Source organism: Neomegalonema sp. (assembly GCF_028688855.1).
Classification (GTDB): Bacteria; Pseudomonadota; Alphaproteobacteria; order Rhodobacterales; family Rhodobacteraceae; genus Neomegalonema.
The window spans coordinates 1-19681 of the sequence record NZ_JAQTXI010000034.1; the positions used below are offsets into that span (position 1 = coordinate 1).

General features: G+C 69.0%; 19 protein-coding genes. 10 read left to right on the top strand and 9 right to left on the bottom strand.

Features of this window, described 5'->3' with window-relative positions; all coding sequences use genetic code 11:
- Positions 1-432, bottom strand: a 432-nt coding sequence (locus PHN62_RS16615) for a RidA family protein (protein WP_300152470.1), incomplete at its 3' end; no start/stop codon positions are given.
- A 163-nt stretch (positions 433-595) separates the two neighbouring features.
- Here PHN62_RS16615 and PHN62_RS16620 point away from each other — a divergent pair.
- Together PHN62_RS16620 and PHN62_RS16625 are read left to right on the top strand one after the other, a co-directional pair.
- The gene (locus PHN62_RS16620; RefSeq protein ID WP_300152471.1) at positions 596-1447 is read left to right on the top strand and encodes a DUF1849 family protein; all 852 of its coding nucleotides are present in this window, start codon (positions 596-598) and stop codon (positions 1445-1447) included.
- Between the two features lie 98 nt (positions 1448-1545).
- Positions 1546-1677 carry an entericidin EcnAB gene (locus tag PHN62_RS16625; RefSeq protein ID WP_300152472.1) on the top strand — a complete coding sequence of 44 codons (132 nt, stop codon included), beginning with the start codon at positions 1546-1548 and terminating at the stop codon, positions 1675-1677.
- A gap of 95 nt (positions 1678-1772) precedes the next feature.
- On the opposite strand, the gene PHN62_RS16630 is transcribed toward PHN62_RS16625, so the two are convergent.
- The 3 genes from PHN62_RS16630 to groES all read right to left on the bottom strand — a co-directional run bounded on the left by PHN62_RS16630 (position 1773) and on the right by groES (position 4487).
- Positions 1773-2333 (bottom strand): YbhB/YbcL family Raf kinase inhibitor-like protein, encoded by a 561-nt coding sequence (locus PHN62_RS16630; RefSeq protein WP_300152473.1) that lies wholly within the window; start codon positions 2331-2333, stop codon positions 1773-1775.
- Positions 2334-2501: 168 nt separating this feature from the next.
- Entirely contained in the window at positions 2502-4142 is a 1641-nt protein-coding gene (gene groL / locus PHN62_RS16635; RefSeq protein ID WP_300152474.1) for a chaperonin GroEL, read from the bottom strand.
- A gap of 54 nt (positions 4143-4196) precedes the next feature.
- Complete coding sequence (gene groES / locus PHN62_RS16640) at positions 4197-4487, bottom strand: co-chaperone GroES (RefSeq protein ID WP_300152475.1); 291 nt, start codon at positions 4485-4487, stop codon at positions 4197-4199.
- 555 nt (positions 4488-5042) lie between these two features.
- Here groES and PHN62_RS16645 point away from each other — a divergent pair.
- Positions 5043-5645 (top strand): response regulator transcription factor, encoded by a 603-nt coding sequence (locus PHN62_RS16645; protein WP_300152476.1) that lies wholly within the window; start codon positions 5043-5045, stop codon positions 5643-5645.
- A gap of 209 nt (positions 5646-5854) precedes the next feature.
- A complete protein-coding gene (locus PHN62_RS16650) occupies positions 5855-6403 on the top strand; it encodes a DUF3617 family protein (protein WP_300152477.1) in 549 nt (182 codons plus the stop codon).
- Between the two features lie 48 nt (positions 6404-6451).
- Here the strand turns inward: PHN62_RS16650 and PHN62_RS16655 are convergent, their stop codons facing one another.
- The 4 genes from PHN62_RS16655 to PHN62_RS16670 form a co-directional block, all read right to left on the bottom strand.
- Entirely contained in the window at positions 6452-8647 is a 2196-nt protein-coding gene (locus tag PHN62_RS16655) for a 3-hydroxyacyl-CoA dehydrogenase NAD-binding domain-containing protein (RefSeq protein WP_300152478.1), read from the bottom strand.
- A gap of 12 nt (positions 8648-8659) precedes the next feature.
- Positions 8660-9871, bottom strand: a complete 1212-nt coding sequence (locus PHN62_RS16660) for an acetyl-CoA C-acetyltransferase (RefSeq protein ID WP_300152479.1) — start codon at positions 9869-9871, stop codon at positions 8660-8662.
- A gap of 78 nt (positions 9872-9949) precedes the next feature.
- Positions 9950-11743 (bottom strand): acyl-CoA dehydrogenase C-terminal domain-containing protein, encoded by a 1794-nt coding sequence (locus PHN62_RS16665; RefSeq protein ID WP_300152480.1) that lies wholly within the window; start codon positions 11741-11743, stop codon positions 9950-9952.
- Between the two features lie 109 nt (positions 11744-11852).
- Positions 11853-12233, bottom strand: a complete 381-nt coding sequence (locus PHN62_RS16670; RefSeq protein ID WP_300152481.1) for a MerR family DNA-binding transcriptional regulator — start codon at positions 12231-12233, stop codon at positions 11853-11855.
- 197 nt (positions 12234-12430) lie between these two features.
- Between PHN62_RS16670 and PHN62_RS16675 the strand changes: the two genes are divergently transcribed.
- Positions 12431-14122 (top strand): hypothetical protein, encoded by a 1692-nt coding sequence (locus tag PHN62_RS16675; protein WP_300152482.1) that lies wholly within the window; start codon positions 12431-12433, stop codon positions 14120-14122.
- Between the two features lie 121 nt (positions 14123-14243).
- Here the strand turns inward: PHN62_RS16675 and PHN62_RS16680 are convergent, their stop codons facing one another.
- Entirely contained in the window at positions 14244-14738 is a 495-nt protein-coding gene (locus PHN62_RS16680; RefSeq protein ID WP_300152483.1) for an RT0821/Lpp0805 family surface protein, read from the bottom strand.
- A gap of 189 nt (positions 14739-14927) precedes the next feature.
- On the opposite strand from PHN62_RS16680, the gene pdxH reads away from it, so the two are divergent.
- The 5 genes from pdxH to PHN62_RS16705 form a co-directional block, all read left to right on the top strand.
- Positions 14928-15566 carry a pyridoxamine 5'-phosphate oxidase gene (gene pdxH, locus PHN62_RS16685; RefSeq protein ID WP_300152484.1) on the top strand — a complete coding sequence of 213 codons (639 nt, stop codon included), beginning with the start codon at positions 14928-14930 and terminating at the stop codon, positions 15564-15566.
- A gap of 124 nt (positions 15567-15690) precedes the next feature.
- On the top strand, positions 15691-16446 hold the full coding sequence (locus tag PHN62_RS16690) for an SDR family NAD(P)-dependent oxidoreductase (RefSeq protein WP_300152485.1): 756 nt from the start codon (positions 15691-15693) through the stop codon (positions 16444-16446).
- Positions 16439-17671: an MFS transporter gene (locus tag PHN62_RS16695; protein ID WP_300152486.1), complete on the top strand. Its 1233-nt coding sequence runs from the start codon at positions 16439-16441 to the stop codon at positions 17669-17671. The genes PHN62_RS16690 and PHN62_RS16695 overlap by 8 nt, the downstream gene beginning before the upstream one ends.
- A gap of 73 nt (positions 17672-17744) precedes the next feature.
- Positions 17745-19019, top strand: a complete 1275-nt coding sequence (gene ilvA, locus PHN62_RS16700; RefSeq protein ID WP_300152487.1) for a threonine ammonia-lyase IlvA — start codon at positions 17745-17747, stop codon at positions 19017-19019.
- A gap of 139 nt (positions 19020-19158) precedes the next feature.
- The coding region (locus tag PHN62_RS16705; protein WP_300152488.1) for a tetratricopeptide repeat protein at positions 19159-19681 on the top strand (523 nt) is incomplete at its 3' end.

A 19681-nucleotide genomic window follows, 5' to 3' on the forward strand; every position in this document is an offset into this window, starting at 1 on the left:
GACCGGCGTGCCGCGCGGCAGCGAAGGCGCGCCCACGGCGGCGCGGGCGTGGCGTCCGGCGTCGCCGAGGATCTCGACGAGGACGTCCGAGGCGCCGTTGACCACTTCGGGATGCTGGGTGAAATCCGGGCCGGAGGCGACGAAGCCGGTCAGCTTCACCACCCGCTTCAGCCGCGAGAGGTCGCCGCCGAGCGCCGCCTTCACCTGAGCCAGCAGATTCAGCGCGCAGAGCTTCGCGGCCTCCCTGGCCTGCTCGACGCTCACCTCGGCGCCGACCAGCCCCTTGATCGTCAGGGCGCCGTTCGACATCGGCAGCTGGCCCGAGACGAAGACCAGATTCCCCGAAATCACGAAGGGGACGTAATTGGCGGCGGGCGCCGAGGCGCTGGGCAGGGTCAGGCCAAGCTCGGCGAGGCGGGCGTCGACGGACATGCGGAATCTCCTCCTGTGGATCGGGTCCGCGACCCTCGCGCGCCTGCGGCGGGAAGGCAAGCGCGAAGCGCGCCTCGCGAAACGGGCGCTCCGGTTTCTCCTCGACCTGAAGGACGTGCGCGGTATGATCTCCGCCTCGCGGAGCACGAAGGGAGAAACGCACATGGCCGGACGCGCGCGGATCTGGACAGGGGCTCTGGGTTTGTCTCTGGGCCTCTTCTGCCCGGAGCTTCATCCGGAGTCCCGGGCGGCGCGGGCCGAGGAGGCGGGGCTGATCCCCCATCGCGCCCTCTACGCCCTCGAGGATCAGGGCGGGGGCGCGGCGGGCAGATATGCGGTGGAATATGACGACCGCTGCGGCCGGTGGATCTGGCGGCAGGACACGCGGATGCTCCTCAGCCTCAAGGGCATGGAGAGCGCGGTCCCCATGGCGCTGGACATCCGCGTCGACGAGGCGAGGGACGGCTCCGCTTCGAGCTTCGTCGTCTGGGCGGGCGACGGCGCCTCCTCCGGGCCGGAGGGCGGGCCGGGAAGGCCCTCCATGGTCGGCGAGGCGCGTCCGGGCGAAAGGCTCTCGATGAACGGAGCGGCCTCCGGCCCGACCCTGCCCGGGGACGCGGTCCTCTCCGCGGCGTGGCTGGACGCCCTGAGCCGGGCCGCCGCGCGCGGCGAAACCCGTCTGCGCCGGACGCTGTTCATTCCGCCGCCTGCGGCCGGCATGGCGGCGACGGTCATCATGGACGCGGTGACGGAGATCTCGCCCGACGAGGCCACCCCGCAGGAGAAGGCGGCTTTCGGCGAGATCCTGGAGGGGCGTCGGGTCTGGCGGGCGAAAACCCTGCACTGGACCTTCTCGGCCGGAGACGGCCCGCCCCTCCACGAAGCCGAGGAACGCATCGCGGAAGGAGGGCTCGTGCTCGGCTCGATCTGGCGCATGGAGATGGCGACGATCGGCGCGCGGCTGCGCGAACTGGAGCTCAGGGCGCCGCAGGAATGTCCGCAGGAGACGCCCTGACCGGAAAAAACGCGTTTCCGCTTCCGTCAAGCCTTGTTTCCGGGCTGCGCGCCTCCAAGGTGAAACGGGCGTGAAATCTCGATTCCGGGAGACAGAAGATGAAGAAGCTCCACCTTTCCGCCGCTCTGCTGCTCGTCGCGGCTCTGGCCGCCGGCTGCGCCAACACCGTGCGCGGCGTCGGCGCCGACGTGAAGGGCACCGCTCAGGCCGTCGAGGACGTCGTGAAGTGAAGGGCTCTTCGGCGGCTCCTGCAAGGGGCTCCCGGGCCTGCGTCGCGGCCGCGTCCCTCGGGCGAGGGGCGCGGCCTTCCGCATGAGGCGGAGCCTCAGCGGCTGTAGATCAGCGTCCGCCGGGCCGAGCCGATGCTGTGGCCCTCGATCAGGGCGCCGGTCAGGCCTCCGGTGGTTCCGGCGATCTCCGGCAGCTTCGCGACGCTCAGGGCGTGGAGCGTGAACTGATAGCGGTGCAGGCCATGGCCTTCGGGCGGGCAGGGGCCGCCATAGGCGAAGGGGCCGAAATCGGTGTAGCCCTGACGCGCGCCCTCGGGCAGGGCGCCGCTTTCGGGGCCTCCCGCGCCCTTCTCCAGTCCCGTCGCCGAGGCGGGGATGTCCAGAACCGCCCAGTGCCAGAAGCCGGAGATGGTCGGAGCGTCGGGATCATACATCACCAGCGCGAAGCCTTGCGTTCCTTCCGGGGCGCGGCTCCAGGAGATCTCGGGCGAGACGTTGCCGCCCGAACAGCCGAATCCGTCGAAGACCATCTCCTCGGGGATGCGGGCGCCCTCCGCGAGGCCTCCCACCTCCAGCGTGAAGGGCCCGACCTCGTCGGAGAAGGCGGGGGAGGCGGCGAGCAGGGCGCTCAGGACGGCGAAGGGCAGGCGGCGCATGGAGAATCTCCCGAATCCACGGACATGAAGAAGATGGCCGCGCCATTCTGACGGCTTCCTCGGGCCCTGTCGCCCCTCCATGCCCGGGGCCATGAAAAACCCCCTCCCGCGTGCGCGGAAGGGGGCCTGACGTCTGAAGGCCGGAGGACCGGACTTCCGATCCCGAGATCAGAAATCCATGTCGCCCATGCCGCCCATGCCGCCGCCGGGCATGGCGGGGGCCTTCTTCTCGGGCTTCTCGGCGATGGCCGCCTCGGTGGTGATCAGCAGGCCGGCGACCGAAGCCGCGTCCTCGAGGGCGTGGCGCACGACCTTCGCGGGGTCGATGATGCCGAGCTTGAAGAGGTCGCCGTATTCCTCGGTCTGGGCGTTGAAGCCGAAGTTCGGCACGTCGGACTCGAGCACCTTGCCCACGACCACCGAGCCGTCCACGCCGGAGTTGTCGGCGATCTGACGGATCGGCGCCTGAAGGGCGCGCTGGATGACCTCCATGCCGCGACGCTGGTCGTCGTTGCTGGCGACCGAGACGTCGATCTTCTTGGAGGCCTGCAGCAGAGCCACGCCGCCGCCCGGAACGATGCCTTCCTGAACCGCCGCGCGGGTGGCGTTGAGGGCGTCGTCCACGCGGTCCTTGCGCTCCTTGACCTCGACTTCGGTCATGCCGCCGACGCGGATCACCGCCACGCCGCCGGCCAGCTTCGCGAGGCGCTCCTGGAGCTTCTCGCGGTCGTAGTCGGAGGTGGTCTCCTCGACCTGCGCCTTGATCTGGCCCACGCGGGCGTCGATCTCGGCCTTGTCGCCGGCGCCGTCGACGATGGTGGTGTCTTCCTTGGCGATGCGGACCTTGCGGGCCTTGCCGAGCATGTCGAGGGTGACGTTCTCGAGCTTCATGCCGAGGTCGTCGGAGATCAGCTGGCCGCCGGTCAGGATCGCGATGTCCTGGAGCATGGCCTTGCGGCGGTCGCCGAAGCCCGGGGCCTTGACGGCGGCGATCTTCAGGCCGCCGCGCAGCTTGTTGACGACCAGCGTGGCCAGAGCCTCGCCCTCGACGTCCTCGGCGATGATCAGCAGCGGCTTCTGCGACTGGATCACCGACTCGAGCAGCGGGATCATCGGCTGGAGCGACGAGAGCTTCTTCTCATGGAGAAGGATCAGCACGTCCTCGAGCTCGGCGACCATCTTGTCGGCGTTGGTCACGAAGTAGGGCGAGAGATAGCCGCGGTCGAACTGCATGCCCTCGACGACTTCGGTCTCGGTGTCGAGGCCCTTGTTCTCCTCGACGGTGATCACGCCCTCGTTGCCGACGCGCTGCATGGCGTCCGCGATCTGACGGCCGATCTCGGTCTCGCCGTTGGCGGAGATGGTGCCGACCTGGGCGACCTGATCGGAGGTCTCGACCTTGCGCGAGATCGCCTTGATCTCGGCGACGACCTGCTGCACGGCCTTGTCGACGCCGCGCTTGACGTCCATCGGGTTCATGCCGGCGGCGACGGCCTTCATGCCCTCGCGGACGATGGCCTGAGCCAGGACGGTGGCGGTGGTGGTGCCGTCTCCGGCCTCGTCGTTGGTGCGCGAAGCGACTTCGCGGACCATCTGGGCGCCCATGTTCTCGAACTTGTCGGCGAGCTCGATCTCCTTGGCGACGCTGACGCCGTCCTTGGTGATGCGGGGGGCGCCGAAGGACTTGTCGATGACCACGTTGCGGCCCTTCGGACCCAGCGTGACCTTCACGGCGTTGGCGAGGATGTCGACGCCGCGCAGGATGCGGTCGCGGGCGTCGCTGTTGAACTTCACGTCTTTGGCGGCCATGGGAGGCGCTCCTTGAATTCTGGGGCGATGAAGGAAGGGAGGATCGGCTCAGGCTCAGGCTTCGAGAACGCCGAGGATGTCCGATTCCTTCATGATCAGCAGGTCTTCGCCGTCGATCTTGACTTCCGTGCCCGACCACTTGCCGAACAGGATGCGGTCGCCGGCCTTGACGTCCGGAGCGACGCGCTTGCCGTCCTCGTCGCGGGCGCCCTTGCCCACCGAGACCACGACGCCCTCCTGGGGCTTCTCCTTGGCGCTGTCGGGGATGATCAGACCGCCCTTGGTCTTCTCGTCGCTCTCGACGCGGCGGACGAGCACGCGGTCATGCAGGGGATGGAATTTCATGATGGAGAAGCTCCTGAAGCTTTCGGCTTGCTCCGGCCGGCGGGCCGGGAGGATCTGGAGCCCGGCGCAGGCCTGACGAGGCCGCCGCCGGGGCGTTGGCACTCATCGGAGGAGAGTGCTAACGGCGTCGAGGGGGGATATAGACCGCCCCCCGGAGAGCGTCAAGGCCGCCGCGCGCGAAAGATCAGGAGACGGAGCAGCGCGCGGACCCTATCCGGATGAACAGGATCGGATAAAATCGGCGCCTCTCTTCTTGCGTTGCGCGAATCATGGCCTGCGGCCTTCCCGGCGCGGCGGGAGAGGCCGCGCGCAGCCCGCAAGCCTGCCCGGATCAAGGCGAGAATATGGCGGATTTCCGCTATCAAACGAAAATCTCTGGAAAAATCTCGTGATGAGAGAGTGGGCCTAACCCCCCGCATAGGGTGTGGGCCCTGCTCAAGCCCTTGTGGGGCGGCGCTGATTCGCTTAAAGTTAACAGCAGTTCCAGAACGAGTTTCGAGATCGGTCAGGCGTCGCTCCTTCGCCGCGTCGGGCCATGATCCAGCGGGGGACCTAATGCGGATTCTTTTGGCCGACGATCATGGACTGGTGCGCGACGCGCTGGGCGATCTGCTGCGCCGGGCCGACGCCGAGCCGATCCTGGCTTCGTCGCTCGACGAAGCCATCGCCGTGGCCGCCGCCGCGTCGGAGCCCTTCAGCGCGATCGTCCTCGACTACATGATGCCCGGCATGAACGGGCTCGACGGACTCGAAAAGATGAAGGCCGAAGCCAGAGGAGCGCCGGTGGCGATCATCTCCGGCGCGGCTGCGGGCGAAGTCGCCGCGCGGGCCCGGGCGGCCGGCGCCGCGGGCTTCCTCTCCAAGACCGACGGCGCCGAGGCCCTCGTGGACGCCATCCACGAGATCGCCGACGGCGAGCAGATCTTCCCCGAGGAGCCCATCGGCCCCGCGGATGAAACCGGCCTCACCCGCCGCGAGCGCGAAGTCCTCAGCTATCTCTACAAGGGGCTTCAAAACAAGGAGATCGCCCGGGTGCTGAACTTGCGCGAAGTGACCGTCAAGCTCCATGTGCGTTCGGTCTGCCGCAAGCTGAAGGTGGCCAATCGCACGCAGGCCGCCATGCGCGGCCGCGAGATGGGCGTCCTGCCCACCATCTGAGGCGGGCCGCTCTCGATCGCCTGTGAGGGACGGGCGCGCTTCTCCACTCTCCATCTCCACTGACTCAGAGCCTCGTCCCTTGCGGATGAGGCTTTTTTCGTCGGGGCGCGCGGCGGCGCCTGATCGGGGGGAGGCTTGACCGGGGCCTGCGGGATCGGTCAGAAGGCCCCGGGCCGAGGACGCCCTGACCCTGATCCGGAGAGCCCTTCATGCGCTTCACCCGTCTTTTCGTCTTCGTCTTCGCCCTCGGGGCTCCGCTCGCAGGCTGCGGCGAGAGCGAGAAGGCCGCTGCGGCGGCGGGCTTTCCCGAGCGCGCGCCGGGGCTCTGGGAGCAGCTTTCGGCCATCGACGGGCTGGAGGCGCGGGGAGTCTCGCGGGTCTGCGTGGACGCCGCTTCGGATCAGACCATCTGGGCCTTCGCGCAGGGGCAGGGGCTCTGCGCGCTCAAGGAGGCCGGGGCCGGAGGCGCTTACGTCACGGAATGCCGTCAGGGCGGGCTGATCCTGACCAGCGAGATCGCGCTCTCGGGCGATTTCAAGACCGCCTACGAGATGAAGATCGCCACGACCATGAAGCCCGGCGAGAAGGCCACGCCCATGGAGAAGCTCATGGCCTCGACGCCCGCGCCCTCTGCGACCATCACGGCGCGGCGGATCGGCGAGTGCGAGGCCGGGCAGCGTCCCGGAGACTTCTTCGTCGGCGGCGCTCTGGTGAGCAATCTGCTGGAGCGCGCGGCGGATCTCCAGAGCCGCCCATGAAAAAGGGGGCCTCGCGGCCCCCTTCCCGTGTGTGCGGAGCGAGGCCGATCAGGCCGCCGCCTTCTCCTGAGGAGCGAAGCGGCCGTAGAAGCTTTCGCCCTTCGCGGCCAGTTCGCGCAGGATCTTCGGCGCGGCGAAGCGGTCGCCGAATTTGGCGGTCAGCTCGTCGCAGAGCGCCACGGCCTTCTTCGCGCCCATCAGATCCAGCCAGGAGAAGGGTCCGCCCGACCAGGGCGCGAAGCCCCAACCCATGATCGCGCCCACGTCGCCTTCGCGGATGTCGGTGAGCACGCCCTCTTCGAGGGCCCGCACGGCCTCCAGAGCCTGGATCAGCAGGAGGCGGTTCGTGACCTCCGCCGCGGCGGGCTGATCGGCGGCGGGCGGCCAGATCTGACGCAGCTCCGGCCAGATCCCTTGACGCTTGCCCGCCTCGTCATAGACGTAGAAGCCCGATTTCGACTTGCGGCCGAGGCGGCCGCGTTTGCCGGCCAGCTCCTCCAGCACGTCGTCGGCGGGGGATTCCGGATAGGCCGCGCCCATGGCGGTGCGGGTGGCCGTCGCGATCTTCAGGCCAAGCTCCAGAGAGGTTTCGTCGGTGAGCTGAAGCGGCCCGACGGGCATTCCGGCGTTCTTGGCGGCGTTGTCGATCAGGGCGGGCTCGACGCCTTCGGCCACCATGCGGATCCCCTCGTTGAGGTAAGGGATGATGCAGCGGTTGGCGTAGAAGAAGCGCGCGTCGTTGACCACGATGGGCGTCTTGCGGATCTGGCGGACGTAATCCAGAGCCTTGGCCACGGCGGCGTCGCCGGTCTCCTTGCCCTTGATGATCTCGACGAGGTTCATCTTGTGCACCGGAGAGAAGAAATGCACGCCGATGAAGTTCCTGGCGTCGCGGCTGGCCCTGGCCAGGCCCGAGATCGGCAGGGTGGAGGTGTTGGTGGCGAAGATGGCGTCGGGCGCGAGATGGGCTTCGGCCTTCTGGGTGGCCTCGGCCTTGATCTTCGGATCCTCGAAGACCGCCTCGATGACGAAGTCGCAGCCCTTGAGCGCGGCGTAATCCGGGGTGGCGGTCACGCGGGCGAGGACGGCTTCGGCGGCCTCCTTCGTCATGCGCTTCTTGCCGACGCTTTCCTCGAGCAGTCCGGCGATGGTCGCCTTGCCCTTGTCGGCGGCGGCCTGGTCGCGGTCGATCAGCACGACCTCGATGCCCGCATTGGCCGAGACATAGGCCACGCCCGCGCCCATCATCCCCGCGCCGAGGACGCCGAGCTTCTTCGTCTTCATGTCCGGCACGCCCGCCGGGCGGTTGGCGCCCTTCTCGATGGCCTGCTTGTTGATGAAGAGGCTGCGGATCATCGCCGAAGAGCGCGGATCCATCAGCACATGCGTGAACCAGCGGGCCTCGATGCGCAGCGCGGCGTCCATGGGGACCATCGCGCCCTCGTAGATCGCCGAGAGCATCGCGTTGACCTGCGGCATGACGCCTGCGGTCTTGCCGTGGGTCATGGCCGCGCCGCCGAGGAAGTTCGGCATGCCCTGAGGCGTGTAAGGCGCGCCGCCGGGGAACTTGAATCCCTTGGCGTCCCAGGGCTTCACGGCGTCGGCCGGAGTGGCCGCGCGGGCCCAGTCGATGGCCTTCTGAACGAGTTCGTCGGCGGGAACGATCTCGTCGATGATCAGATTGGCCTTGGCCTTCTTCGGATCGAGCAGCTTGCCTTCGAGCAGAAGGGGCGCCGCGCCGAGAAGTCCGAGCATGCGCACGAGGCGGGTGGTGCCGCCCGCGCCGGGGAAGACGCCGACCATCACCTCGGGAAGGCCGAGCTTGGCCTTGGGATTATCGGCGGCGAAGCGGCGATGTCCCGCGAGCAGAAGCTCGAAGACGCCGCCCAGAGCCGTGCCGGGAGTCGCCACCGCGACCGGCTTGCCGCCGGTCTCGATCCGCCGATAGACGCCATGCAGCGCCATGACGAAGCCGAACAGCGCCTCGGCGGGATTGCCGCCCGCGGCCTCGGCCTTCAGGCGGATTTCGGCGAGCATGTTGAGATCGACGCCGCCGCCCATGTCGGGCTTGCCGGAGGTGATCACGATCCCCTTGACCGCGTCATTGGTCAAGGCGGCCTCGACCTGCGTGGAGAGGCTCTGGATTCCGGCCTCGTCCAGCACGTTCATCGAGCGGCCGGGCAGGTCGAAGGTGAGGACGGCCACGTCGCCGCCGTCGATGCGGGTGGTGAAGGCTTCAGTCATGACCATGGCTCCTTACACGCGCTCGATGATGGTGGCGGCGCCCATGCCCGAGGCGACGCAGAGAGTGCAGAGGGCGGTTCCCTTGCCGGTGCGCTCCAGTTCGTCGAGCGCCGTGCCGATGATCATGGCGCCGGTCGCGCCGAGGGGATGGCCCATCGCCATGGCTCCGCCGTTGACGTTGACCTTCGCCGGATCGACCTGGAAAGCCTGAAGGAAGCGCAGCACCACAGCGGCGAAGGCCTCGTTCACCTCGAAGAGGTCGATGTCGTTGATCGACATGCCCGCCCGCGCGAGGATCTTCTCGGTGGCCGGAACCGGGCCGGTCAGCATGATGCTGGGGTCCGAGCCCACCTTGACGCTGCTGCGGATGCGGGCGCGCGGCTTGAGCCCGAGCCGCTCGCCGATCTCCTTCGAGCCGACGAGGATGGCCGCGGCGCCGTCCACCACGCCCGAGGAGTTGCCCGCGTGATGCACATGGTTGATGCGCTCGATCTCGGGATATTTGAGCTGAAGCACGGCGTCGAAGCCGGGCATGACCTCGCCCTGCTCCTTGAAGCTCGGCTTGAGCCCGCCGAGGATCTCCAGCGTGGTGCCGGGCCGGATGGTCTCGTCATGGTCGAGGATCGTGACGCCGTTGACGTCCTTCACCGCGACGACCGATTTCGCGAAGCGGCCCTCGGCCCAGGCCCGAGCGGCGCGCTTGTGGCTCTCGACGGCGAGGGCGTCGCAATCCTGGCGGCTGAAGCCGTATTTCGTGGCGATGAGATCCGCCGCCACGCCCTGAGGCGCGAAATAGGCCTTGTAGGCCGAGACCGGATCCACCGCGAGGGCGAAGCCGTCCGAGCCCATGGGCACGCGGGACATCATCTCCACGCCGCCCGCGACGTAGAGCTCGCCGTCTCCGGCCTTGACCTGATTGGCCGCCAGATTCACCGCCTCGATGCCCGAGGCGCAGAAGCGGTTGATGTGCAGGCCCGGGGCCCGCTCGTCGTAATTCGCATAGAGGGCGGCGGTGCGGGCGATGTCCGCGCCCTGCTCGCCGACGGGGGCCACGCAGCCGAGGATCACGTCCTCGACCAGCGAGGTGTCGAGCCCGTTGCGGTCGCGCAGAGCCTCCAGCACGACGGCGGCGGCGCGCAGGGAGGTGACTTCATGCAGGGAGCCGTCGGATTTGCCCTTGCCGCGCGGCGTGCGCACGGAATCATAGATATAGGCCTCGGCCATGGGGAATCTCCTTGGGGGAAGGGAGCGACCCCGTCCGCGAGGCGACGACGCGCGGCGGGCGGGGGCGAGGCGTGAAGCTTAAAAAGCGTCGTCGGCGAGGGCCATCAGCGGCGCGGAGCCGGTCCTGATCCGCGCGAGGCGGAAGGCGGTCTCGGGCGCCTGACGCTGCATGTAGTAGCGGCCCGTCGCGAGCTTGGCCTCGTAGAAGGCCTTCTCGTCGGTCCCGGCGGCCAGAGCCGCCTTCGCCACGACCGCCGCCCGCGCCCAGGAATAGGCGAGGGCCACATGACCCATCAGGTGCAGGAAGTCGGTGGAGCCGGCGGCGGCGTCGTTGGGGTTCTTCATGCCCTTCTCGAGGAAGAACATCAGAGCCTCCTGCATGTCCTTCGAGGCCGCCTTGAGCGGATCGAGGAACTGCGCCTTCAGCTCCTCGTCGCCCTCGTTGGCCTTGAGGAAGCCCTTGATCTCGGCGATCAGGCCCTGCATGGCGGCTCCGCCCTTCTGGGGCAGCTTGCGGCCGATGAGGTCCAGAGCCTGGACGCCGTTGGCGCCCTCGTAGATCATGGCGATGCGCGCATCCCGCACGAATTGCGAGGCGCCCGTCTCCTCGACGTAGCCATGGCCGCCGAAGATCTGCTGCATGTTGACGGCGGTTTCAAAGCCCTTGTCGGTCAGGAATCCCTTGACCACCGGCGTCAGCAGCGCGACCAGAAGTCCGGCCTTCTCGCGTTCGGCGGGATCGGCGTGGCGCTTCTCGGCGTCGATGAGCGTCGCCGCCCAGAGGAAGAAGAGGCGTCCGCCCTCGACGAAGCTTTTCGCCTCCATGAGCATCCGGCGCACGTCCGGATGGACCATGAGCTTGTCGGCGGGTTTGTCGGGCTCGACGGGGCCGGTGAGCGCGCGGCCCTGGCGGCGGTCCTTCGCATAGGCGAGGGCGTGCTGATAGGCCGCCGCGCCCTGAGACAGGCCCTGCATGCCCACCATGAGCCGCGCCTCGTTCATCATGGTGAACATGGCGTTGAGGCCCTTGTGTTCGGCGCCCACGAGCCAGCCCGTCGCCTCGTCGTAGTTCATGACGCAGGTCGAATTGCCGTGGATGCCCATCTTCTCTTCAAGCTTGCCGCAGGAGAGGCTGTTGCGGGCGCCCAGGGAGCCGTCGGCTTTCGGGATGAACTTGGGCACCACGAAGAGCGAGATGCCCTTCACGCCCTCCGGCCCGCCGGGGATGCGCGCCAGAACCAGATGCGCGATGTTCTCGGCGAGGTCGTGCTCGCCCGCCGAGATGAAGATCTTCTGTCCGGAGATCCTGTAGGAGCCGTCTCCATCGGGCTCGGCCTTGGTGCGCAACAGCGCCAGATCCGTGCCGCAATGGGGCTCGGTGAGGTTCATGGTGCCCGTCCAGGCGCCCGAGACGATCTTCGGCAGATAGAGGTTCTTCAGCTCCTCGGAGCCATGGACGCTGATCGCCGAATAGACGCCGTGGCTGAGCCCCGGATACATCATGAAGGCCATGGCCGCAGAGGACTGCATCTCGCCCACGGCGGAGTTGAGCACATAGGGCATGCCCTGTCCGCCGTAGTCCTCGGCGCAGTCGAGGCCGGTCCAGCCGCCTTCGCGCAGCGCGTCGAAGGCGGTCTTGAAGCTCTCGGGGGTGCGGACCACGCCGTTCTCGAGCTTCAGATGGACGTGGTCGCTCTCGACGTTCAGCGGCGCGAGGATGTCGCGGGCGATCTTGCCCGCCTCCTCCAGCACCGCGCCGGTGAGGTCTTCGGTCATGTCGGCGTAGCCCGCGACCTCCGCCTGGTCCTGCGTGCGCAGGACCTCATGAAGGGCGAACCGCAGGTCGCGGAGGGGCGGGGCGTAATCGGCCATGGGTCTTCTCCCTGAGACGTTTCTTCGGACGCGTTGGATCGCGTTCGGGTTGTGCTCTGCGGGCGCGGGCGGTCGGCGCCGCCCGGCGTCCTTGGGTCATGAGGGTCGGTCAGCCGCCGGAGATGGAGCGGCGGACCTCCTTCATCTGGGCCTCCAGCTCGTCGATGGCTTCGGTGAGCTCGTCGCGCTGGGCGCGCATCATCTCGATCCGGGCCTCGGCCTTGACGAGCGTGGCGCTGAGCTGGCGAAGCCGGTTCTCGGGCTGGCCGTGGTCGTAGAGGTCGAGCAGCTCGCGGATGTCCGCGAGGCTGAAGCCGAAGCGCTTGCCGCGCAGAATCAGCTTGAGCCTGGCGCGGTCGCGCGGCGTGAAGCGGCGCCTTTCGCCTTCGCGGCCGGGGTGGAGCAGCCCTTTGGCCTCATAGAAGCGCAGGGTGCGCGGGGTGACCCCGAATTCGCGGCAAAGCGCCGTGATGGTGAAGATTTCGGTCATGCCAAGCCTTGGCCGAAAGGAGGAGGGGCGACGGATTCAGTCTTTCGTATTTTGACGTTTACGTCAACATGCTTCGCGGCGAAATCCGCTCCTTTGGCGCGGTTCTTTCGCCGAACGCCAAACGTTAGAAGGTTTTTAAGGCGCTCAGGGTTACCTCGTTCCCCGATAAAGCTCCGCTCCGCAGACGGAACCCCGACATGACCGATCCGAACCGCGACCACCCGCCCGAGTCCGCCCCTCAGCGCCATTTCGCGCATGAGGAGCCGGGCGTCGCGCCGGACGCCGCCGCTCTGGCGCTGCGCGACATGGCCCAACGCCTGAAACGCACGGAGGAGCGGTCGGAGAAGGCCTTCGGGGCCGTCGGCGACAATCTCCGCCGGATCCTGGCCCGCCTCGACGAGGTGGAGCGCAAGATGGAGGCGGGGAGCGGCTCTGCGGGCGCCGGCTCCTCCGAAGCCTCCGCCGCGCAGACTTCCCGGATCGACGCCCTGGCCCAGAGGTTCGAGGACATGTCAGACGCCCTGGCCGCCGCTTCCGGCGACATCGAATCGCTCCGTCGCCGCCTCGAGCAGGGCGCGCCCGCTCCTGCGGCTCCCCCGGAGGGAGTCCCCGGCGCGCCGCCGCCCAACGCCGAGCTCATGCGCGCCCTCAACGCGCGGCTCGAGCAGACCCGCGCCGAGGCCGCCCGCGCGGGCGGCTCCGCCGAAAGGGCCGCCCGCGAGGCTCTGGCCCAGGCGGGCGAATCGAGCCGCCGGGCCGACGAGGTCTCCGCCAAGCTGAGCCGGGCCCTGGCCAGCGTGACCGCCCGCGTGGACGCCTTCGAGAAACGCGCCCAGAGCGCGCCGCCTCCGTCGGTTTCTCCGGCTCTGGCGGCTCTGGCGAATCCCGCGCTGGAGCCGGGCGTCGAGGCGCCGGGCGACTACGGACACAAGGACGTCGCCCCCTACGTGGCCCGCGTCGAGCGCGAACTCGACGCCGCCGCCTCGCGGGGCTCCAATTTCTTCGACCGCATCGCCGCCGCCGCCGAGGCGCGCGTCAACGTGGGGCGCATGCCCCGCGCCAAGGACGCCGAAAGCTACGTGACGGACCGCGCGCCTTCCGCGCCGGAGCCGCCGCCCTATGCGCCGCCGCCCCGCGCCGAGCCCCGGATGGATCCGCGCGTCGCCGTCGCGGCGGCGGCGGCCTACGCCGAGACGCCGCCCGTCCGCGAGCCTCAGGCGCGGCTGCGCGATCCCGAGCCGGAGGCCGCGCCTCAGGCCGCGCCCGCGCTGGAGGACGAAGAGGAGGTCTACGGCGCCGGAGACCTCGCGGTGGTGCCGGGCCGCAAGGCGAGGTCCGCCAACGGACGCGCCGCCGCCAATCCCCGGAACGAATTCGACGCCGCCTTCGCCGAAGAGGAGGAGGCGCCCGCCGACGTCAGCGTGGGCGATCTGCGCAGCCGTCTGCGCGGCGCGGCCGCCGCCCCGCCCGCCGCCGCCGAGGCGGCCGACGACAAGGGCCGCGCCCGGCGCAAGGGCAAGGCCGCCAGGCCCGCCAGAGCCGTCGAGGCCGAGGAGGAGGAGAAGGCGCCCGCCCGTCGCGGCGGCCTTCTGGGCTTTCTCAAGCGCGGCAAGGGCAAGGTCGAGGAGGATCTCGACGAGGAGGGCGAGGAGCCCGCCCCGCGCGGCCGCAAGGGCGCGAAGCCCGCGCCCGCGCCTGTCGGCAAGCGCTCGCGCAGCGCCGAAAAGGCGGCCCTCGAAGCCTTCGAGGAGGATCTCGACGAGGAGGAGGAGGATTGGGAGGACGAGGTCTCGCGCGGGCGGGGCAGGCGTCTGCTGATCCTGGTCGCTCTGGCGGTTCTCGCGGCGGTCGCGGGCTTCGCGCTGATGAAGATGCGCGGAGGCGCCTGACGCCTCTCCTCTCTGGAGGACTCATGGAAAACCCCCGCCGGGCGTCTCGGCGGGGGTTTTCCGTTCCGTGGTCCCGAAAAGGGAGCCCGACCGCCCCGCAGGGCCGTCGGGCCGCGCCGGATCAGGTGGTGCTGACGGTGCGCCAGTCGCCGTTGTCCTGCTTGCACATGGTGCCGCTGTCGGTGAAGGGCTGGCCCTGCGCCGTGTAGATCTGGTGCTGGTAGTTGGTGCAGAGACGGCCGTACTGGTCGTGGAAATAGGACGGCGCCGGGGTGAAGGTGCCGCGGGCGCCGGTCTCGGGATTGCTCCAGGTGGTGGGCTGGCGCGTCTCCAGGGACTGCAGCGCGGTGTTCTGCGCGTAGACCTGATCCTGCTGGCTCAGATACTGGCCGATCTGGTTGCCCAGCACGCCGCCGACCAGAATGCCGGCGATGGTCGCGACGGTGCGGCCGCGGCCTCCGCCGAACTGGTTGCCGATCAGGCCGCCGGCGACCGCGCCGCCGAGCGTGCCGAGGGCGGCGCCGCCGCCGGTGCTGCCGCCGCCGTAACCGGTGTTCTGGCAGGCCGCGAGGGAGCCGGCCAGCAGGAGGGCGGCGGGAATGCGAAGGCGCTTCATGTGGCGTCTCTCCATCCATGATAAGAAGGGGAGCGGGAGACGAATCGCGTCCGGGGCCTTGAGCCCGCATCGCAACAAGGAACCCCGCGTCACCTCGAAACTTCGTCAAGGGCGCGAGGGGCCCGCCCGTGAAAAGGGCCGGAACTCCCGCGCGCCTTGGGGATATAAGCTTTTCAAAGGTCCGATTCAATGCGTGCAAAGGATGGTTTCGCCGCGACGGCGGGTCTGGATCTCGCCGCCGATCCCTTCGATCTGGCGCGCGGATGGCTGGAGGAGGCCGCCGGGACCGAACTGAACGACCCGGAGGCCGTCGCCCTCGCCACCGTGGACGCCGCGGGTCTGCCCAACGTGCGCATGGTGCTGCTCAAGGAGATCGACGGAAAGGGCGCTTCGGGCGGCTTCGTCTTCTTCACCAACGCCGAGAGCGCCAAGGGCGAGGAGCTGCTCGGACAGGGCAAGGCCGCCTTCGTGGCCCACTGGAAGAGCCTGCGGCGGCAAGTCCGGGCGCGGGGCCTCGTCGAGCGGGTTTCGCCCGAGGCCTCCGACGCCTATTTCCGGAGCCGCGCCTATCAGAGCCGCATCGGCGCCTGGGCCTCGCGGCAGTCGCGGCCTCTGGAGTCGCGGGAGGCGCTGCTCGCCGAGGCCGGGCGCTTCTCCGCGCTGCATCCCGAGGAGCCTCCGCGTCCGCCGCATTGGGGCGGCTTCCGCATCCGGCCTCTGGAGATCGAGCTCTGGCGCGACGGCGAATTCCGGCTCCACGACCGCTTCGTCTGGCGGCGGGCCTCCGTCGAGGCGGCGGACTGGCGCGTGACGCGGCTCAATCCCTGAGGCCGGAGCCTCCGCCCGACCTTCGCCCCGACCCCTGAACCGAAAGCCTGAGCCCCCGGCGGGTTCAGGCCGCTTTCCTTCTTCGCCCCGCCCGATATGATCGGCGGCTTCTGGAGATCCTCCCATGTCCGAGTCCGCCGCCTCCAATTCTCCGCAGAAGATCCTGCTGCTCACCGGCGCGAGCCGGGGCATCGGCCACGCCACGGTGAAGCGCTTTTCTTCGGCGGGCTGGCGGGTGATCGCCTGCTCGCGCCACGCCGTGCCCGAGGACTGCCCCTGGGCCCAGAGCGCCGAGGATCACGTCCAGGTGGATCTCGGCGATCCCGCCGACACGCTCCGCGCGGTCGAGGACATCCGCCGACGCCTGCCGCATGGGCGGCTCGACGCTCTGGTGAACAACGCCGGGATCTCGCCCAAGGGGCCGGGCGGGGCGCGGCTCGACACGATCTCCACCGAGATCGACCTCTGGAAGCAGGTGTTTCAGGTCAATCTCTTCGCGCCGGTGATGCTGGCGCGCGGGCTCCTGCCGGAGCTGCGCGAGGCGAAGGGCGCGGTGGTCAACGTGACCTCCATCGCGGGCAGCCGGGTGCATCCCTTCGCGGGAGCCGCCTACGCCACCTCCAAGGCGGGGCTCGCGCGGCTGACGCGCGAGATGGCCGCCGATTTCGGCCCTCACGGCGTGAGGGTCAACGCCATAGCTCCCGGCGAGATCGACACCTCGATCCTCTCGCCGGGGACTGAAAAGCTCGTCGCGGAGATCCCTCTGCGCCGTCTCGGGAAGCCGGAAGAGGTGGCCCGGACGATCTATTACCTCTGCACCTCGGAAAGCGCCTACGTCACGGGCGCCGAGATCGAAATCAACGGCGGACAACATGTCTGAAGCGACTTCGGGCGGAGCGGAAGGCTTCGCGCCTTCTCCCGCGTCCACGCCCTCGGTTCCGGGTCTGGCGATGCCGGTCCTCGGAGCCATGGCGGCGGGCCATTTCCTCAACGACCTGATCCAGGCCATCGTCCCGGCGGCCTATCCGATGATCCAGGCCGAATACGACCTCGACTACGCCCAGATCGGCGTGCTCACCATGGCCTATCAGTTCACGGCCTCGCTGCTTCAGCCGGCGGTGGGCTTCGTCACGGACCGGCGTCCGGCGGACTGGGCTCTGCCCGCCGCCATGCTGTTCTCGCTGGCGGGGGTTCTGGCGCTGGCCTTCGTCCAGAGCTACGAGGCCCTGTTCGCGGCGGTGCTGCTGGTGGGGATCGGCTCCTCGATCTTCCATCCCGAGGCCGCGCGTCTGACGCGCATGGCGGCGGGCAGGCGCCTGAGCTTCGCGCAGTCGGTGTTTCAGCTCGGGGGCTATTCGGGCACGGCCATGGGGCCTTTGCTGGTGGCCTTCCTGGTGACGCCTTACGGCCTGTCGCGTTCGCTGTGGTTCGTTCCTCTGGCGGCGGCGGGGTTCCTGATCCTCGTGCAGGGCGTGAGATGGGGCAAGGAGCGCCTGCGCGCCCACGCCGCCGCCCGCAAGACGCTCAAGGCCGGGCATGACTTCTCTCCGGCGAAGGTCTGGGGGACGCTCGGGATTCTGGCGGTGCTCGTCTTCGCCTCCAACGCCTATTCGGCGGTGCTCTCGAACTTCTACACCTTCTTCCTGATCGAGAAGTTCGGCGTCTCCATCAAGACCTCGCAGATCCTGCTGTTCCTCTTCGCGGCGGCGGTGGCGGCGGGAGTCTTCTTCGGCGGGCTGGTCGGCGACCGCATCGGCAGGCGCAGGCTGTCGATCCTCTCGATTCTGGGGGCGGCGCCTCTGGCTCTGGCCCTGCCGCATGTCCCGCTGGTCCCCGCCGTGCTGCTGAGCATGGGCGTGGGCGCGCTGATCGCTTCGGCCTTCCCCTCCATCGTGGTGATGGCTCAGGAGCTTCTGCCGCGTCACGTCGGGCTGGTGACGGGCGGATTCTTCGGCCTGATGTTCGGCGTGGGCGGCATCGCGGCGGCGGCCTTCGGCGGCTACGCCGACACGCATGGCGTGGTGCGGACCTTCCAGATGGCCGCGCTGATTCCGCTGCTGGGAGTCTTCGGCTTCCTGCTGCCGAGGATCGGCGAGACCCGCTGAACCTCCCGTCTTTACAACCGGGCGCGAAAGGCGCAGTTCTGCGCCCGGTTCCGCACATCCAAGGCCGAGATTCATGACCGCCTCTCCTTCCGCCGATTCCATCTCCGATTTCCGCGCCCGCGTGGCCGCCTCCACGGAGGCGCTGCGCAAGCTCTTCCCGGCGACGCCGCTTCAGCGCAACGCCTATCTCTCGGAGAAGATCGGCGCGACGGTCTATCTCAAGCGCGAGGATCTCAGCCCCGTGCGCAGCTACAAGCTGCGCGGCGCCTTCACCTTCATGCGCAAGCACATCGCCACGGCGGGGAAGGGCGCGCATTTCTGCGCCGCCTCGGCGGGGAACCACGCCCAGGGCTTCGCCATGGCCTGCCAGCATTTCGGCGCCAAAGGCCGCATCTTCATGCCGGTGACGACGCCGAAGCAGAAGATCGAAAAAACCAAGATGTTCGGCGGCGACGCCGTGGACATCGTGCTGACCGGCGATTTCTTCGACGAATGCTACGCCGCCGCCAAGGCCTACGCCGCTTCGGGCGCCGCCGAGATGGCGCCGCCCTTCGACGACGCCGACGTCATCGAGGGTCAGGCCACCATCGGACTTGAAATCGAGGGCCAGATGGGCGGCAAGCTGCCCGACGTGCTGATCGCGCCGGTGGGCGGGGGCGGGCTCGCGGCGGGGCTGACGCGCTTCTTCGAGGGCCGCGAGGGCATGCGTCTGCGTTTCGCCGAGCCTCTGGGCGCGGCGGGGCTCCATGCGAGCCTCAAGGCCGGGCGTCTGACGAAGCTGCCGCGCATCGACGGCTTCGCCGACGGCGCCGCCGTGGCCGAGATCGGAACGCTGAATTTCGAGATCCTCAAGCGCCATTCGCCGCAATCGGTGACGCTCTGCCCCGAGGGGCGGCTCTGTCAGACCATGCTGGAGATGCTCAACGTCGAGGGCGTGGTGCTGGAGCCCGCCGGAGCGCTCTCCATCGACGCCCTGCGCGATCTGCGCGAGGAATTGCGCGGCAAGACCGTGGTGGCGGTGGTCTCGGGCGGGAACTTCGACTTCGAGCGTCTGCCCGACGTGCGCGAGCGCGCGCTCCGCTTCGAGGGGAAGAAGAAATACTTCATCCTGCGTCTGCCGCAGCGCCCGGGAGCCCTGCGCGACTTCCTCGACCTGCTCGGGCCTGACGACGACATCGCGCGCTTCGAATATCTCAAGAAGACTTCGCGGGAATACGGCTCGATCCTGCTCGGGGTGGAGACCGGCGACGCGCAGAACTTCCGCGTCCTGATGGAGCGCTTCGCCGCGAAGGGCGTCAAGGTCGAGGACATCACCGACGATCAATTGATCTCGGATCTTATCGTTTGATCCGATGACCTGTCCCAATATGGCTTGAACCTTGCTAGATTGACCGGAACGCTCGAAGGGCGGGCCGGTCTTCCTCGTGATGCGTGAGCGGTCTGTCCCAAATCCGGCCATTTCTGGTCCGTTTCGGAAAGACCGCGCCATGCAGATCCCGAATCCTCGCTTCGTCCGCGCCTCCGTCGCGCTTCCGCTGCGGTCCCTGCTGATCGGGGCCCTGATCGTCGGTCTGGGCGCGCCCCTGACGCCGCTGGCGGCTCAGGCCGCCGGAGAGGACGTCGCCGCCGCCGCCTTCGAGCGCCGCGACTTCGCCGAGGCCGCCGCCCTCTGGGAGGAGCGCGCCAATCAGGGCGACATGGAGGCCACCAGCCAGCTCGGCAATCTCTATCGCCTGGGTCTGGGGGTGCGGCGAGACCCCGAGCGGGCGCGCAATCTGCTGCGTCTGGCCGCCGACGCCGGAGTCTCCGAGGCCCAGATCAGCCTCGGGCTGATGCATGTGAAGGGCGAGGGCCTGCCGGTGGACGCCGCCGAGGGCGCCCGCTGGATCCGTCGCGCCGCCGACCAGGGCGACGCCGCCGGACAATACAATCTCGCGCTGCTGCATGAAAACGGCCTCGGCGTGCCCAGGGATCTCGGGCAGGCGCGCCGCTGGCTGCAAAGCGCCGCCC

Coding starts and splice junctions, on each gene's coding strand:
- PHN62_RS16620 (WP_300152471.1), top strand. CDS start 596: ATGGCCGGACGCGCGCGGATCTGGACAGGGGCTCTGGGTTTGTCTCTG.
- PHN62_RS16625 (WP_300152472.1), top strand. CDS start 1,546: ATGAAGAAGCTCCACCTTTCCGCCGCTCTGCTGCTCGTCGCGGCTCTG.
- PHN62_RS16630 (WP_300152473.1), bottom strand. CDS start 2,333: ATGCGCCGCCTGCCCTTCGCCGTCCTGAGCGCCCTGCTCGCCGCCTCC.
- groL (WP_300152474.1), bottom strand. CDS start 4,142: ATGGCCGCCAAAGACGTGAAGTTCAACAGCGACGCCCGCGACCGCATC.
- groES (WP_300152475.1), bottom strand. CDS start 4,487: ATGAAATTCCATCCCCTGCATGACCGCGTGCTCGTCCGCCGCGTCGAG.
- PHN62_RS16645 (WP_300152476.1), top strand. CDS start 5,043: ATGCGGATTCTTTTGGCCGACGATCATGGACTGGTGCGCGACGCGCTG.
- PHN62_RS16650 (WP_300152477.1), top strand. CDS start 5,855: ATGCGCTTCACCCGTCTTTTCGTCTTCGTCTTCGCCCTCGGGGCTCCG.
- PHN62_RS16655 (WP_300152478.1), bottom strand. CDS start 8,647: ATGACTGAAGCCTTCACCACCCGCATCGACGGCGGCGACGTGGCCGTC.
- PHN62_RS16660 (WP_300152479.1), bottom strand. CDS start 9,871: ATGGCCGAGGCCTATATCTATGATTCCGTGCGCACGCCGCGCGGCAAG.
- PHN62_RS16665 (WP_300152480.1), bottom strand. CDS start 11,743: ATGGCCGATTACGCCCCGCCCCTCCGCGACCTGCGGTTCGCCCTTCAT.
- PHN62_RS16670 (WP_300152481.1), bottom strand. CDS start 12,233: ATGACCGAAATCTTCACCATCACGGCGCTTTGCCGCGAATTCGGGGTC.
- PHN62_RS16675 (WP_300152482.1), top strand. CDS start 12,431: ATGACCGATCCGAACCGCGACCACCCGCCCGAGTCCGCCCCTCAGCGC.
- PHN62_RS16680 (WP_300152483.1), bottom strand. CDS start 14,738: ATGAAGCGCCTTCGCATTCCCGCCGCCCTCCTGCTGGCCGGCTCCCTC.
- pdxH (WP_300152484.1), top strand. CDS start 14,928: ATGCGTGCAAAGGATGGTTTCGCCGCGACGGCGGGTCTGGATCTCGCC.
- PHN62_RS16690 (WP_300152485.1), top strand. CDS start 15,691: ATGTCCGAGTCCGCCGCCTCCAATTCTCCGCAGAAGATCCTGCTGCTC.
- PHN62_RS16695 (WP_300152486.1), top strand. CDS start 16,439: ATGTCTGAAGCGACTTCGGGCGGAGCGGAAGGCTTCGCGCCTTCTCCC.
- ilvA (WP_300152487.1), top strand. CDS start 17,745: ATGACCGCCTCTCCTTCCGCCGATTCCATCTCCGATTTCCGCGCCCGC.